The 15,262-nt window shown below is 56.8% G+C and carries 17 protein-coding genes; 7 read left to right on the top strand and 10 right to left on the bottom strand.

Annotated elements, in window-relative coordinates:
* Both diaA and dolP read left to right on the top strand, forming a co-directional pair.
* On the top strand, positions 1–591 hold the full coding sequence (gene diaA / locus V1603_RS00005; protein WP_003861754.1) for a DnaA initiator-associating protein DiaA: 591 nt from the start codon (positions 1–3) through the stop codon (positions 589–591).
* A gap of 9 nt (positions 592–600) precedes the next feature.
* On the top strand, positions 601–1,176 hold the full coding sequence (gene dolP, locus V1603_RS00010) for a division/outer membrane stress-associated lipid-binding lipoprotein (RefSeq protein WP_028014534.1): 576 nt from the start codon (positions 601–603) through the stop codon (positions 1,174–1,176).
* 51 nt (positions 1,177–1,227) lie between these two features.
* Here the strand turns inward: dolP and V1603_RS00015 are convergent, their stop codons facing one another.
* Positions 1,228–2,265, bottom strand: coding sequence for a permease (locus V1603_RS00015; protein ID WP_395313361.1), 1,038 nt, complete (start codon positions 2,263–2,265; stop codon positions 1,228–1,230).
* A gap of 40 nt (positions 2,266–2,305) precedes the next feature.
* Positions 2,306–2,950: an NAD(P)H-binding protein gene (locus V1603_RS00020; protein ID WP_166712437.1), complete on the bottom strand. Its 645-nt coding sequence runs from the start codon at positions 2,948–2,950 to the stop codon at positions 2,306–2,308.
* Positions 2,951–3,078: 128 nt separating this feature from the next.
* On the opposite strand from V1603_RS00020, the gene V1603_RS00025 reads away from it, so the two are divergent.
* Positions 3,079–3,597, top strand: a complete 519-nt coding sequence (locus V1603_RS00025; protein ID WP_116342248.1) for a type 1 glutamine amidotransferase domain-containing protein — start codon at positions 3,079–3,081, stop codon at positions 3,595–3,597.
* Here the strand turns inward: V1603_RS00025 and V1603_RS00030 are convergent.
* A complete protein-coding gene (locus tag V1603_RS00030; protein WP_116342251.1) occupies positions 3,577–4,011 on the bottom strand; it encodes a YhbP family protein in 435 nt (144 codons plus the stop codon). The two genes, V1603_RS00025 and V1603_RS00030, sit on opposite strands and share 21 nt — an antisense overlap.
* A 14-nt stretch (positions 4,012–4,025) precedes the next feature.
* Here V1603_RS00030 and V1603_RS00035 point away from each other — a divergent pair, with 14 nt between their 5' ends.
* Entirely contained in the window at positions 4,026–4,355 is a 330-nt protein-coding gene (locus tag V1603_RS00035; RefSeq protein ID WP_045260079.1) for a GIY-YIG nuclease family protein, read from the top strand.
* On the opposite strand, the gene V1603_RS00040 is transcribed toward V1603_RS00035, so the two are convergent.
* Together V1603_RS00040 and V1603_RS00045 are read right to left on the bottom strand one after the other, a co-directional pair.
* Positions 4,342–4,845, bottom strand: a complete 504-nt coding sequence (locus V1603_RS00040) for a GNAT family N-acetyltransferase (RefSeq protein WP_028014540.1) — start codon at positions 4,843–4,845, stop codon at positions 4,342–4,344. The two genes, V1603_RS00035 and V1603_RS00040, sit on opposite strands and share 14 nt — an antisense overlap.
* Positions 4,839–5,363, bottom strand: coding sequence for an SCP2 domain-containing protein (locus tag V1603_RS00045; protein WP_028014541.1), 525 nt, complete (start codon positions 5,361–5,363; stop codon positions 4,839–4,841). The genes V1603_RS00040 and V1603_RS00045 overlap by 7 nt, the downstream gene beginning before the upstream one ends.
* Before the next feature lie 211 nt (positions 5,364–5,574).
* On the opposite strand from V1603_RS00045, the gene V1603_RS00050 reads away from it, so the two are divergent.
* The 3 genes from V1603_RS00050 (at position 5,575) to V1603_RS00060 (ending at position 8,542) form a co-directional block, all read left to right on the top strand.
* Positions 5,575–6,570, top strand: a complete 996-nt coding sequence (locus tag V1603_RS00050) for a peptidase U32 family protein (RefSeq protein WP_042715087.1) — start codon at positions 5,575–5,577, stop codon at positions 6,568–6,570.
* Positions 6,571–6,577: 7 nt separating this feature from the next.
* Entirely contained in the window at positions 6,578–7,456 is an 879-nt protein-coding gene (locus V1603_RS00055; RefSeq protein WP_163329746.1) for a U32 family peptidase, read from the top strand.
* A gap of 78 nt (positions 7,457–7,534) precedes the next feature.
* Positions 7,535–8,542 (top strand): LLM class flavin-dependent oxidoreductase, encoded by a 1,008-nt coding sequence (locus tag V1603_RS00060; RefSeq protein WP_023307059.1) that lies wholly within the window; start codon positions 7,535–7,537, stop codon positions 8,540–8,542.
* 95 nt (positions 8,543–8,637) lie between these two features.
* Here the strand turns inward: V1603_RS00060 and mtr are convergent, their stop codons facing one another.
* From mtr to pnp, 5 genes are all read right to left on the bottom strand, one after another.
* Complete coding sequence (gene mtr, locus V1603_RS00065) at positions 8,638–9,882, bottom strand: tryptophan permease (protein WP_116342257.1); 1,245 nt, start codon at positions 9,880–9,882, stop codon at positions 8,638–8,640.
* A 141-nt stretch (positions 9,883–10,023) separates the two neighbouring features.
* Positions 10,024–11,919, bottom strand: a complete 1,896-nt coding sequence (locus V1603_RS00070) for a DEAD/DEAH family ATP-dependent RNA helicase (RefSeq protein WP_116342259.1) — start codon at positions 11,917–11,919, stop codon at positions 10,024–10,026.
* A complete protein-coding gene (gene yrbN, locus V1603_RS00075) occupies positions 11,912–11,992 on the bottom strand; it encodes a protein YrbN (protein ID WP_100122156.1) in 81 nt (26 codons plus the stop codon). The genes V1603_RS00070 and yrbN overlap by 8 nt, the downstream gene beginning before the upstream one ends.
* 107 nt (positions 11,993–12,099) lie before the next feature.
* Positions 12,100–12,984: a lipoprotein NlpI gene (gene nlpI, locus V1603_RS00080; RefSeq protein ID WP_061096959.1), complete on the bottom strand. Its 885-nt coding sequence runs from the start codon at positions 12,982–12,984 to the stop codon at positions 12,100–12,102.
* Positions 12,985–13,092: 108 nt separating this feature from the next.
* Complete coding sequence (pnp, locus tag V1603_RS00085; protein WP_116342261.1) at positions 13,093–15,231, bottom strand: polyribonucleotide nucleotidyltransferase; 2,139 nt, start codon at positions 15,229–15,231, stop codon at positions 13,093–13,095.
* Positions 15,232–15,262 lie beyond the last annotated feature (31 nt).

Consider the following 15,262-nt stretch of genomic DNA (forward strand, 5'->3'; position numbering starts at 1 on the left):
GTGCTCGAAAGAATTAAAGTGTGCTTCACAGAAAGCATCCAGACTCAGATTGCCGCGGCGGAAGCCCTTCCGGACGCGATCTCTCGCGCTGCAATGACGCTGGTGCAATCCCTGCTTAACGGCAACAAAATCCTCTGTTGTGGCAACGGAACCTCAGCCGCCAACGCACAGCATTTTGCTGCCAGCATGATCAATCGCTTTGAAACAGAACGCCCGAGTTTACCTGCCATTGCACTTAATACCGATAATGTGGTCTTAACAGCGATTGCTAACGATCGTCTGCATGACGAAATTTACGCGAAGCAGGTGCGCGCCCTGGGGCACGCCGGCGATGTGCTGCTGGCCATCTCCACGCGCGGCAACAGCCGGGACATCGTCAAAGCCGTTGAAGCCGCCGTTACCCGCGACATGACCATCGTCGCCTTAACCGGCTACGACGGCGGTGAGCTGGCGGGTCTGCTCGGGCCGCAGGATGTGGAAATCCGCATTCCGTCTCACCGGAGCGCACGTATTCAGGAGATGCATATGCTCACGGTGAACTGCTTATGCGATTTGATCGATAACACGCTTTTCCCTCACCAGGATGATTAAGGAGTTTTTATGAAGGCTTTATCGACCCTCGCAGTCCTTATGTCTGCATTACTGCTTCAGGGATGTATTGCTGCGGCTGTTGTGGGTACCGCTGCAGTGGGCACCAAAGCGGCGACCGATCCGCGCTCTGTGGGCACACAGGTGGATGACGGTACGCTGGAGCTGCGGGTCAACAGCGCGCTGTCGAAAGACGAACAAATCAAGAAAGAAGCGCGTATCAACGTGACGGCTTATCAGGGCAAAGTCCTGCTGACCGGCCAGGCACCGAATACCGAGCTCTCCAGCCGCGCGAAGCAGATCGCAATGGGCGTTGAGGGCACCACGGAAGTCTTCAATGAAATCCGCCAGGGTCAGCCAATCAGCCTGGGGACCGCGTCGTCTGACACATGGATCACCACCAAAGTCCGCTCCCAGCTGCTGGGCTCAGACCAGGTGAAATCCTCAAATGTGAAGGTAACGACCGAAAATGGTGAAGTGTTCCTGCTGGGTCTGGTGACCGACCGTGAAGGGAAAGCGGCGGCGGATATCGCCAGCCGGGTGAGCGGCGTGAAGCACGTCACCACCGCGTTTACCTACATTAAGTAATCCACACCTGACTGAAGGCCCGGTGAGCGCGAGCGCCACCGGGCTTTTTTTTTACATCAACGCAATACTTCCCACTATCACCCCGCTCAACGCCACCAGCCCCGCCGTCAGCCACAGCGCTTTCGCCGGGAAAGACTTACGCAGCATGATGAGCGACGGCAGGCTGATTGCCGGCAAGGTGATAAGCAGCGCCAGCGCCGGTGCGGTGCCCATTCCGGCCAGCATCATGGTCTGGACAATCGGGATCTCCGCCGCTGTGGGGATCACAAACAGGCAGCCTGCAACGGCCATCGCAATCACCCACATCAGCGTGTTGTCGATCGCGCCATCCGCATGCGGGAAGAGCCAGACGCGCGCCGCACCCAGAACCAGGACCGCCAGGATATAGACCGGAATGGTGCTCCAGAAAAGCTGCCACAGCGCCTTACCCCAGCGAGTGAAGAAACCGCCCTGCGGTTCGCTGACGCCCAGACCAACGGCTGCGGGTTCGACGGCAGTATCCTTCACCAGCTTTTGCACCAGCGTCGCCACCACCAGCACCGTCAGCAGCCCGGCAACCAGACGGATAGCGGCAAAATGCCAGCCGAGCACAAAGCCCATAAACACCAGCGTCGCCGGATTGAGAAGCGGGTTCCCCATCCAGAACGCCAGCGCACCGCCCATGGATACACGCTGGCGGCGCATACCCGCCGCAACTGGTGCGGCACAGCAGGAGCACATCATGCCCGGCAGGGAGAAAATCGTGCCCAGCAGCGTGCCCTGAAAGCGCGGTTGACCGAGAGTTTTCACCAGCCAGTTACGCGGAATAAGCACCTGAATCAGCGATCCCAGGATCACCCCTAAGACGGCAGCTTTCCACACCGCGAGGAAGTAGACCATGGCGTAATCCCACGCCGCCTTCAGCGGGCTGGCATCACCCTGAACGAGAATAGATTTACCGATGCTGTGCGTTTCGGCGGCGGTGAAGGCTTTGCCGTAGTACGGCTGCCATTTCACATACCAGAGGCCAATGATGACCACGAGAAAGAAGAGTGCGGGCTTCCACCATTGGACAGGTGTTGCCGCCTGAGATGAAGACTGACCAGTCATACCATTCCCCGGAGAGTGTTATTTAATAAGCCGGAGAAGTTTACGCCTCGCCCTGCGCGATTTCACGCAGTTTTGCCGAAGGGATGATATTGACGCCCTCCTGCGACGGTGCCAGCGCCTCTTTCAGCATCGCCTGCGCGACGTCCCGCGCCTCAATGGACTTCCAGTTACCCGGCAGGATGCGAAACAGCGGGGCGAAAAAGGATTCGTTAAAACGCCGTTCGTCGCGGTGCCCCATCAGCATCGAAGGCCGCACGATTGTCAGACGCTCCCACTTCTGGGCAATCAGCGCCTCTTCCATTTTGCCCTTCACCTGATTGTAAAAAAACGGCGAGCCGGTGCTGGCGCCGTGCGAACTGACCACCAGGAAATGTTTTGCCCCCAGCTTTTTCGCCGTAAGGGCTGTGTCCACCACCAGCGTGTAATCCGCATGAACAAAGGCTTCTTTACTGCCCGCCTCACGCCGCGTCGTGCCCAGGCAGCAAAAGGCGATATCTATCGGGTCCTGCACCTGCGCCAGCGCGTCGGTGAGCTGGGGGTCATGCGGGTTAAAGACGCCGGAGATGTCCAACAGCGGGCGACGCGTCGGTGCGGCGATGTAGTTAATATGGCGGTCCTGGATCAGCAGCCGCAGCAGATGCCCGCCCACCAGCCCGGTTGCGCCTGTAATCAGTACCTGACTCATCTTATCCCCTTTACAGAATTGTCCGTTTGCGAACTCAGCGTGGTCGACCACACTTAGAAGTCTGTTACAGGTAAGTATTTACCACAAGCGGAGAAAAATCAGTCTGAAGCCAAAACAACGGAGGAAGCATGGGCAAGAAAATCGCAGTCTTGATTACCGACGAGTTTGAAGATTCAGAATTCACCTCTCCTGCAGAGGCGTTCCGCAAGGCGGGACACGAGGTTATTACCATTGAGAAAGAGGCGGGCAAAACGGTGAAAGGCCATAAGGGTGAAGCGACCGTGACCATCGATGAAACCATCGATAACGTTAGCCCCTCAGATTTCGATGCCCTGCTGCTGCCAGGCGGCCATTCACCGGATTCCCTGCGCGGGGACGAGCGCTTCGTGACTTTTACCCGGGACTTTGTCTCTACCGGCAAACCGGTCTTTGCCATCTGTCACGGCCCGCAGCTGCTCATCAGCGCGGAGGTTGTTCGCGGGCGTAAGCTTACCGCCGTGAAACCGATCGTTATCGATCTGAAAAATGCAGGGGCCGAGTTTTACGATCAGGAGGTGGTCAATGACAACGACCAGCTGATCACCAGCCGGACACCGGACGATCTTCCGGCGTTTAACCGCGAAGCGCTACGCCTGCTCGGCGCGTAACCAGTGCAGCTTCTTGCCAAAGCCCAGGGTGTTGTCGGTAAATTTCAGCTCATCGAGGCGGATTTCCCACACCGGGGCTTTTAGCGCAGCGGCAACCGGGAAGCGGCGCGTGTAGTGCTTACGACGCGCGTCGCTCTCTTCTCCGTCCAGGCGACGGATTTCCCCTTTAAACTGTACCCCACGGATCAGCGCGACCGTTTTCGGCTGGCCATTTACCGTGCCCGCGACTTTTGCCTGCTGACCGGTCATCTGCGCATGACGCGTTTTGTCTTCGCTCATGACGTAAAATGCGACGCGCTCCGGATCGTAGTAGTAAAAGGCGTTGGCGCACCACATCTCACCCTCGTTGTAGACGCACCAGGTGACAACATGCTGCTTCGCCAGCCAGCGGTTAATGGCGGCCAGTGTTTCCATTTTCGTTCTCTCTCATGCTATGGTGCGTTCACCTTAACATACTGAATCTGTTTACCGTGTGCTGGTTTCTCTATCTTGTCCGAACCGCTGATAACGCCCTCTACACCGGGATCACTACCGATGTGGCGCGGCGTTTTTTACAACATCAAACGGGAAAAGGGGCAAAGGCGCTGCGGGGGAAAGGGGAATTACAGCTCGCCTTCTCAGCGGCAGTCGGCGACCGTTCGCTGGCGCTCAGGCTGGAATACCGCATCAAGCAGCTGACGAAGCGCCAGAAAGAGCGCCTCGTAACCGGAGACGGCTCCTTTGAGGCGCTACGCGAGAGCCTGATTAAAAGCGATTGAAATGATCGTGGTAGTCCACCAGACCATTTACGCCGTTCAGGGCATCATCCGCCAGGCGATGCACCTGGAAGGCGGATTCGGTACCCGGCCAGCGGCAGCGCAGATCGTAATGCGCGGCCTGCTCGAAGCCTAAACGGCCATAGAATGCCGGATCGCCCAGCGTGACCACGGCGGCATAGCCAAACTCATTAAGCGAGTCCAGCCCTTCATAGACCAGCTGGCGCGCCAGGCCCTGCCCGCGGTAGTTTTCATCTACCGCCAGCGGTGCCATGCCCACCCACTGAAGATCTTCACCCTGAACGATCACCGGGCTGAAGGCCACATAGCCGACAACCTGACCTTCGTCATCGGTGGCAACCAGCCCCAGCGTGATCAGGCCGTCTTCACGGAGATCGTGGACCAGTTGGGCTTCCGCATCGCTCTCAAAAGCGCGGCGTAATAACGCATCGATACCCGGTGCATCAATCCCAATTTCGACTCGAATCAGCATGGCTCACCTACTGAAGTGTGTTTACTGTCCGGCGGGGATTTCAGCCCCGCCTCAACGAAATCTGCCATTTGCATCAACATCACGCGCAGCGCTTTCGGCATCTGCTCCAGCTCAATGGCATCCATTAAATTCTTAACGTACAGGCCAAGCTCCGTGTCGCCCTCAATCACCAGACGGCGCTGGAAGAAGAGCGTATCCGGATCCTGCTTGCGCGCGGCAATCATCAGCAGGTCGCTGGCGTTGGCGCTAAAGCTCACATCCGCCTCGGCGGACTCACGAACGATCAGCTGGTCGTTCTCAACCGAAGTAAACCAGCGCAGCCCGATGTCACGAACCTCAATGCTTAACCAGCGGCCTTCCAGAAACTCCAGTTCACCGTCCTGCAGCGCCTGACGGAACTGCCAGCTCAGGACCTGCTCCAGTACCTGCCGTTTAAGCGCGAACGGCGCCAGCCTGACCGGCACGCTCAGCATTGATGGACCGAATTGTACGAGACGTGAACGCAGTTTATCCAGCACGAGCTTTACTCCCTGATAGCTATAGTCCCGCTATTTTGCCATATCCGAAGCGCAACATAGCGGCGTAAATCAACAAACCGTCGTCCGACGTACCTCATTATTGGTGCCATCAATACGCCATTAGCTGCCTTAAATCAAAAATTGTCGCGTATGGGTTAATTAAAATCCCAGCTCGTTAACAATTTTGCTATCGACTACATCAGGATAATTTATGGAGCTGCTCTGCCCTGCCGGAAACCTTCCGGCGCTTAAGGCGGCCATCGAAAATGGGGCCGATGCGGTCTATATCGGGCTGAAAGATGACACCAACGCCCGCCATTTTGCTGGCCTCAACTTTACGGAGAAAAAGCTTCAGGAAGCCGTTAACTTCGTTCATCAGCACCGCCGCAAGCTGCATATTGCCATCAATACGTTTGCCCATCCTGACGGTTACGCCCGCTGGCAGCGCGCGGTGGATATGGCAGCACAGCTGGGTGCCGATGCGTTAATCCTGGCCGACCTCGCCATGCTTGAGTATGCGGCAGAACGCTATCCGCATATTGAGCGCCACGTCTCTGTTCAGGCATCTGCCACAAACGAAGAGGCGGTGCGTTTTTACCATCAAAACTTTGACGTAGCCCGCGTGGTGCTGCCGCGCGTGCTCTCTATTCATCAGGTTAAGCAACTCGCTCGCGTCACGCCAGTACCGCTGGAAGTATTTGCCTTTGGTAGCCTGTGCATCATGGCAGAAGGCCGTTGCTATCTTTCTTCTTACTTAACCGGTGAATCGCCGAATACCGTCGGGGCCTGCTCCCCTGCCCGCTTCGTTCGCTGGCAGCAGACTCCTCAGGGACTGGAGTCTCGTCTGAATGAAGTGCTGATCGACCGCTATCAGGACGGTGAAAACGCGGGCTACCCGACGCTTTGCAAAGGCCGCTACCTGGTCGACGGCGAGCGCTACCACGCGCTGGAAGAGCCCACCAGCCTTAACACGCTGGAGCTGCTGCCGGAGCTGCTGGCCGCCAATATTGCCTCGGTGAAAATTGAAGGTCGCCAGCGCAGCCCGGCCTACGTGAGCCAGGTGGCGAAAGTGTGGCGTCAGGCCATCGACCGCTGCATGGCGGACCCGCAGAACTATGCCCCGCAAGCGGCGTGGATGGAGACGCTCGGATCGATGTCCGAAGGCACGCAAACCACGCTTGGCGCGTATCACCGTAAATGGCAGTGAGATAACCATGAAATATTCATTAGGGCCGGTGCTCTACTACTGGCCAAAAGAGACGCTGGAAGATTTTTACCAACAGGCTGCCACCAGCAGCGCCGATGTGATTTACCTCGGTGAGGCGGTGTGCAGCAAACGCCGCGCCACCAAAGTGGGCGACTGGCTGGATATGGCGAAAAGCCTGGCCGGGAGCGGCAAACAGGTGGTGCTTTCAACGCTCGCGCTGGTGCAGGCCTCGTCCGAACTGGGAGAGCTGAAGCGCTACGTCGAAAACGGCGAGTTTCTGCTGGAAGCGAGCGATCTGGGCGTGGTGAACATGTGCGCCGAACGCAGGCTGCCGTTTGTCGCGGGCCATGCGCTGAACTGCTATAACGCCGTCACCCTGCGTCTGCTGCTCAAACAGGGAATGATACGCTGGTGTATGCCGGTGGAGCTCTCCCGCGACTGGCTGGCAAACCTGCTGAACCAGTGCGACGAGCTGGGCATTCGCAATCAGTTTGAAGTGGAAGTGCTGAGCTACGGCCATCTGCCGCTGGCCTACTCCGCTCGCTGCTTTACCGCGCGCTCGGAAGACCGCCCGAAAGACGAATGTGAAACCTGCTGTATCAAATACCCGAACGGGCGCAGCATGCTGTCGCAGGAAAATCAGCAGGTATTTGTTCTGAACGGCATTCAGACCATGAGCGGCTATGTCTATAACCTCGGCAACGAACTGGCGTCGATGGACGGGTTGGTGGACATGGTGCGCCTGTCGCCGCTGGATACCAGCGTGTTCGCGATGCTGGACGCCTTCCGCGCCAACGAAAACGGCGCGTCGCCGCTGCCGCTGACGGCAAACAGCGACTGCAACGGTTACTGGAAACGTCTGGCCGGGCTGGAACTTCAGGCCTAAAAAAGGCTCACTTTGTTAACAACGGTTATCATTTTTTAATGCAGTATTAAAGATTGACCGTCGACAAAGTGAGCTGTTATGACTGACAAAACCATTCCGTTTTCGGTGCTGGATCTGGCGCCGATCCCACAAGGCTCCTCCGCGCGAGAAGCCTTTTCGCACTCTCTCGATCTGGCTCAGCTCGCCGAAAAGCGTGGCTATCACCGCTACTGGCTGGCCGAGCACCACAATATGGTGGGCATCGCCAGCGCCGCTACCTCTGTACTGATTGGCTATCTGGCAGCAAATACCACCACCCTGCACCTGGGCTCCGGTGGCGTAATGCTGCCGAACCACGCCCCGCTGGTGATTGCCGAGCAGTTTGGCACCCTGAATACCCTCTATCCGGGGCGTATTGATTTGGGTCTTGGCCGTGCGCCAGGCAGCGATCAGCCGACCATGCGCGCCCTGCGCCGCCATATGAGCGGCGATATCGACAACTTCCCGCGCGACGTGGCCGAGCTGGTGGACTGGTTCGACGCACGCGATCCGAACCCACACGTGCGCCCGGTACCGGGCTACGGCGAGAAGATCCCGGTGTGGCTGTTAGGCTCAAGCCTCTACAGTGCACAGCTCGCCGCACAGCTGGGGCTGCCGTTTGCGTTCGCCTCCCACTTCGCGCCGGATATGCTGCATCAGGCACTGCATCTCTACCGCACGAACTTCAAACCGTCCGAGCGTCTTGAGAAACCTTACGCGATGGTGTGCATCAACATCATTGCAGCCGACAGCAACCGCGACGCGGAATTCCTGTTTACCTCAATGCAACAGGCGTTTGTGAAGCTGCGTCGCGGTGAGACGGGCCAGCTTCCGCCGCCGGTGGAGAATATGCATCAGCTGTGGTCCGCCTCCGAGCAGTACGGCGTGCAGCAGGCGCTGAGCATGTCGCTGGTGGGCGATAAGGCAAAAGTGCGTCACGGGCTGGAAGCGGTGCTGCGTGAAACGCAGGCGGATGAAATTATGGTTAACGGCCAGATTTTCGATCACCAGGCGCGCTTGCACTCGTTTGATTTGGCGATGCAGGTGAAAGAGGAGTTGGTAGGGTAGTTTTTTGCCGAATGGCGGCTTCGCCTTATCCGGCCTACGGTTTTCTCCCTCTCCCTTCGGGAGAGGGTCGGGGTGAGGGGATCAGGCCGCACGATTTACTGATACACCGGCAACAGATTAAAGCTCGACAGCACGTGGACCACCGCGTTACCTACCCCAAACACCAGGATCAGGGCAATCATCGGCTTTCCACCCCAGACGCGGAATTTTGGACTGCCGAAGCGTTGACGTGATTTACGCGCCAGCAGCGCCGGCACAATCGCAGCCCAGATGGTTGCCGCCAGTCCTGCATAGCCGATGGCGTACAGGAAGCCGTTCGGCCACAGCAAACCGCCCACAATCGGCGGCAGGAAGGTCAGCAGCGCGGTCTTGAAGCGCCCAAGCGCGGAATCATCAAAGCCGAACAGATCCGCCAGGTAGTCAAACAGGCCCAGCGTAACGCCCAGGAAAGAACTCGCCACCGCAAAGTTGGAGAAGACCACCAGCAGCAGATCCAGGCTCCGGCTGTTCAGCACGCCGCTCAGGGCCTGCACCAGCACGTCGATGTTACCGCCCTTCTGCGCAATGCCGATAAATTCCGGACGCGGGATGTTACCCATCGTCCCCAGCAGCCAAATCACATACAGCCCCAGCGCCAGCAGCGTGCCGTAGACCAGGCATTTCACGATGGTGCGCGGATCCTTGCCGTAGTACTTCATCAGGCTCGGCACGTTACCGTGGTAGCCAAACGATGCCAGACAGAACGGCAGCGTCATCAGCAGGTACGGCGTGTAGGAGGTGTTCACTTCCGCGACGTTAAACAGCGTGGCGGGCGTGACGTGCCCCAGCAGGCTGCCGAAGGTCAGGAAGAAGGTGATGACCTTAGCGCCCAGCACGATGGCCGTCATGCGGCTCACCGCTTTGGTACTCATCCAGACGATAAACGCCACGCCCAGGGCAAAGCACAGCCCGGCCAGACGCGCCGGAACGTTCAGCGACATTTCAGCAAAGGTATGATGCAGAATCGAGCCGCTCGCCGAAATATACGCGTAGGTCAGAATGTAGAGCACAAACGCGATGGAAAGGCCGTTCACCAGGTTCCAGCCTTTGCCCAGCAGGTCTTTGGTGATGGTGTCGAAGCTGGAGCCAATGCGGTAATTCAGGTTTGCTTCAAGGATCATCAGCCCGGAATGAAGCATGCAGAACCAGGTAAAGACCAGCGCCGCCAGCGACCAGAAGAACCACGCACCGGACATGACCACGGGCAGGGAGAACATCCCGGCACCGATAATGGTTCCGCCGATGATCACCACGCCGCCAAGCAGCGAAGGTGACGTTTGGGTGGTGGTTAGTGTCGCCATACAGCCTTGTCTCCAGTTAATCATGCGGTTCTGCATTTTAGTGTGACGCACTGTACCAGTACAAGAGTACAAAGGGAATAAAAAAAGCCCCGATAGCGTGTATCGGGGCTGTATATTTTACTTTACGTCGGTGCGTAAGACTTACGCGTCACCGAAACGACGACGGCTGGTGCCTTCTTCACGGCGCGGGCCACGGTTTTCGCGGCGTTCGCCGGAGAAACGACGACCTTCGCCACCGCGACCTTCGCTGCGGCCGCCTTCACGACGCTCGCCGCCGAAACCGCGACCACCGCCACGACGTTCACCGCCGCGGTCAGGACGTGGCTGTGCATCGCCCAACAGCTGCATGTTCATCGGCTTGTTCAGGATGCGGGTGCGAGTAAAGTGCTGCAGTACTTCGCCCGGCATGCCTTTTGGCAGCTCGATGGTAGAGTGGGATGCGAACAGCTTGATGTTACCAATGTAACGGCTGCTGATGTCGCCTTCGTTAGCAATCGCGCCAACGATGTGACGAACTTCAACGCCATCATCACGGCCCACTTCAATGCGGTACAGTTCCATATCGCCCGCGTCACGACGTTCACGACGTGGACGGTCTTCACCGCCACGCTCTGGACGATCGCCGCGTGGACCGCGATCGTTGCGGTCGCCACGACGTTCGAAACGATCGTCACGGTCACGGAACTCGCGCTTAGGACGCATCGGTGCATCTGGTGGCACGATCAGGCTACGTTCGCCCTGAGCCATTTTCAGCAGTGCTGCTGCCAGGGTTTCCATGTCCAGCTCTTCGCCTTCAGCGGTAGGCTGAATCTGCGACAGCAGCGCACGGTACTGATCCAGATCGCTGCTTTCCAGCTGCTGCTGGACTTTTGCGGCGAATTTTTCCAGACGGCGTTTGCCCAGCAGGTCTGCGTTTGGCAGGTCTGCTTCCGGAATGGTCAGCTTCATGGTGCGTTCAATGTTGCGCAGCAGACGACGCTCGCGGTTCTCAACGAACAGCAGCGCACGGCCAGCACGACCCGCACGACCGGTACGACCGATACGGTGAACGTAAGACTCGGAATCCATCGGAATGTCGTAGTTTACAACCAGGCTGATACGTTCAACGTCCAGACCACGTGCTGCCACGTCGGTTGCAATCAGGATATCCAGACGACCGTCTTTCAGACGCTCCAGCGTCTGCTCACGCAGGGCCTGGTTCATGTCGCCGTTCAGCGCTGCGCTGTTATAGCCGCTACGCTCCAGGGCTTCAGCCACTTCCAGGGTCGCATTTTTGGTACGCACGAAGATAATCGCCGCATCAAAATCTTCCGCTTCCAGGAAACGCACCAGCGCTTCGTTTTTGCGCATGCCGTACACAGACCAGTAGCTCTGGCTGATGTCCGGGCGAGTGGTCACGCTGGACTGAATACGCACTTCCTGCGGCTCTTTCATGAAGCGGCGGGTAATGCGACGGATCGCTTCTGGCATGGTTGCAGAGAACAGAGCGGTCTGGTGACCTTCCGGGATCTGCGCCATGATGGTTTCTACGTCTTCGATGAAGCCCATACGCAGCATTTCATCTGCTTCATCCAGTACCAGGCCGCTCAGTTTAGAGAGGTCCAGAGTACCGCGCTTCAGGTGATCCAGCAGACGGCCCGGCGTACCGACAACAATCTGTGGGCCCTGGCGCAGGGCGCGTAACTGCACGTCATAACGCTGGCCGCCGTACAGGGCTACCACGTTTACGCCGCGCATATGTTTAGAGAATTCCGTCATTGCTTCAGCAACCTGAACAGCCAGTTCACGGGTTGGAGCCAGGACGAGGATCTGCGGTGCACGCAGGTCCGGATCGATGTTGTTCAGCAGCGGCAGCGAGAACGCTGCGGTTTTACCGCTACCAGTCTGGGCCATGCCCAGCACGTCACGACCAGAGAGCAGATGCGGAATACATTCTGCCTGGATCGGAGATGGTTTTTCGTAACCCAGATCGTTAAGGGCTTCAAGGATAGGAGCCTTCAGGCCCAGATCTGCAAAAGTGGTTTCGAATTCAGCCATGTAGTACGAGTGCCTCAATGTCAATGGCGGCCAGTCTACTTAGCTCATCGTGAAAATGATTAGCAATTTTCATTGAAAAGTGTGAACCGGCTCAAAGTAGGTGTATTGACGAACAACAACGCCCTCACCAGTGAAGGTGATGGCAATCAAAAGATTACGGGCTGATGTTTATGTCGTCAGCTATTGCTGGTCCGATTCTGCCAGGTCGTCTTGCTCCTGGCCCAAGAGCGATAATTCCAACAATGCATAACGGTGCTCAACGAAGTTATGTACGTTGTTAGCAACCGCTAATTTGAACAGTGCCGTAGCGCTGTCCATATCCCCCAGACTTAGGTAGTACTTACCTAAATAGAAGTTGGTTTCACTGAGATGCTCAGCGAGCGAGGTGTTATCCGTTGCGTCCGCCTTGAGGCGTTCCATCAGCGTTGCTTCGCTAATGTTGCCCAGGTAGAACTCGACAATGTTCCATCCCCACTGTTCCTTATCCGATTTATCGAAGCGCTGTTTCAGGGCTTCTTTTGCCTGCTTCTCATCGAGCTTCCGCTCAACGATGTAAAGCCACAGGCTACGGAAAGGATCATTAGGATCGTCTTGATAAAACGCCAGCAGATCATCTTGCGCTAACTTATCACGACCGCCGTAATATAATGCGATACCGCGATTCAAGTGCGCGTAGTTGTAAGTTGGATCAAGCTCAAGTACAGAATCAAACGCTTCATAGGCAGCATCAAAATTGCCTGCCTGCGTTAAATAAATGCCTAAGTAATTGAATACTTCAGGCATATCAGGTCGGATAGCCAGCGCTTGTGAAAAATCATTTCGCGCTAATGCCCTCAGACCGAGACTATCATACAACACTCCGCGCTCATATAAAAGCTGTGCGCGTTCGTCATCGGTTAAAGCCCGACTGGCAAGTATTTGTTCCATGCGTGCCAGAATCACTTCCTGTTGCAAAGTCGGTTGCAATGGCACTGCGAGGACTTCGCTCTTACGCCAGGCAGAGTTGCTGCATCCTGCCAGCGTTAAAGCTGTCGCAACGAAACACCAGCGCAAAAAAGGCTTCATTTCCCACTCCCGAAGACAACTATTGGATGAACGTCCTGTCCCCCGGCGGCTTAACAAGGCGTCCTGCCTGATAACAGGCCCTCCGCGAAGCGGAGGGCAAATGGCAACTTACTCGCCTTGCTGTTCAGCAGCCGGAGCTTCCGGCGCCGCAGCAGGCTGAGACTGCTCGGTTGCTTCTTTAATGCTCAGACGGATACGGCCCTGGCGGTCAACTTCCAGAACTTTAACCGGTACTTCCTGGCCCATCTGCAGGTAATCGGTCACTTTCTCAACGCGCTTGTCAGCGATCTGAGAGATGTGAACCAGACCTTCTTTACCGCCACCGATGGCAACGAACGCGCCAAAGTCAACGATACGGGTCACTTTACCTGCGTAGACGCGGCCCACTTCGATTTCTGCAGTGATTTCTTCGATGCGACGGATCGCGAATTTCGCTTTCTCGCCGTCGGTTGCTGCGATCTTCACAGTACCGTCGTCTTCGATTTCGATGGTGGTGCCCGTCTCTTCGGTCAGCGCACGGATTACGGAACCGCCCTTACCGATAACATCTTTGATCTTGTCTGGATTGATCTTGATGGTGTGAATACGCGGAGCGAATTCAGAGATATCACCGCGTGGCGCGTTGATAGCCTGTTCCATCACGCCCAGGATGTGCAGACGCGCACCTTTAGCCTGGTTCAGAGCAACCTGCATGATCTCTTTGGTGATACCTTCAATTTTGATATCCATCTGCAGCGCAGAGATACCGTCGCGGGAACCCGCCACTTTGAAGTCCATATCGCCCAGGTGGTCTTCGTCACCCAGAATGTCAGACAGAACAACGAAGTTGTCGCCTTCTTTCACCAGGCCCATTGCGATACCCGCAACGGCGGCTTTGATTGGCACGCCTGCATCCATCAGCGCCAGAGAAGCACCACATACGGAAGCCATGGAAGAAGAACCGTTGGATTCGGTGATTTCAGAAACCACACGAACGGTGTATGGGAATTTGTCAGCTTCTGGCATTACTGCCAGTACGCCGCGCTTCGCCAGACGACCGTGACCAATTTCACGACGCTTCGGCGAGCCAACCATACCGGTTTCGCCTACGGAGTACGGAGGGAAGTTGTAGTGGAACAGGAAGCTGTCAGTGCGCTCGCCCATCAGTTCGTCGATGATCTGCGCGTCACGTGCGGTACCCAGGGTCGCGGTTACCAGCGCCTGCGTTTCACCACGGGTGAACAGCGCGGAACCGTGAGTACGTGGCAGTACGCCAGTACGCACGTCCAGACCACGGATCATGTCTTTTTCACGGCCATCGATACGCGGCTCGCCTGCCAGTACGCGGCTACGAACAACGTTTTTCTCGATAGCGTGCAGAATTTCGCTCAGCTCGTTAGCGTCCAGCGTTTCGTCTTCAGCGATCAGGGTGGCGATGGTTTCGTCTTTGATCGCGTCAACCTGAGCATAACGCTCCTGTTTGTCGGTGATGCGGTAAGCGTCACTCAGACGAGATTCTGCCAGTGCCGCAACACGTGCGTTCAGCGCGTCGTTTGCCGCTTCTGGCTGCCAGTCCCAACGTGGTTTACCGGCTTCTTTCACCAGGTCGTTGATGTTCTGGATAACAATCTGCTGCTGCTCGTGACCGAACACCACAGCGCCCAGCATCTGGTCTTCGCTCAGCAGTTCAGCTTCGGATTCCACCATCAGCACAGCCGCTTCGGTACCGGCAACCACCAGGTCCAGCTTACTCTCTTTCAGCTCTTCCTGAGTTGGGTTCAGCACGTACTGGTCGTTGATGTAACCGACGCGCGCGGCACCGATTGGACCATTGAATGGAATACCAGACAGTGACAGGGCAGCGGAGGCACCGATCATAGCAACGATGTCCGGGTTAACCTGTGGGTTAACGGAAACAACGGTTGCGATAACCTGCACTTCGTTAACGAAGCCTTCCGGGAACAGCGGACGAACCGGGCGGTCAATCAGACGCGCGATCAGGGTTTCACCTTCGCTTGGACGGCCTTCACGACGGAAGAAGCCACCCGGGATTTTACCGGCAGCGTAGGTACGCTCCTGGTAGTTAACGGTCAGCGGGAAAAAGTCCTGACCTGGTTTAGCTTTTTTCTGGCCAACAACGGTAACGAATACCGCGGTGTCATCCATGCTTACCATAACGGCAGCAGTCGCCTGACGTGCCATCATGCCGGTTTCCAGCGTGACGGTATGTTGGCCATACTGGAATTTACGAACGATCGGATTCAGCAAAATTCTGTCCTTTCTTAAATGTATGACAGCA

The organism is Enterobacter sp. ECC-219, assembly GCF_043966805.1.
Lineage (GTDB): Bacteria > Pseudomonadota > Gammaproteobacteria > Enterobacterales > Enterobacteriaceae > Enterobacter > Enterobacter cloacae_N.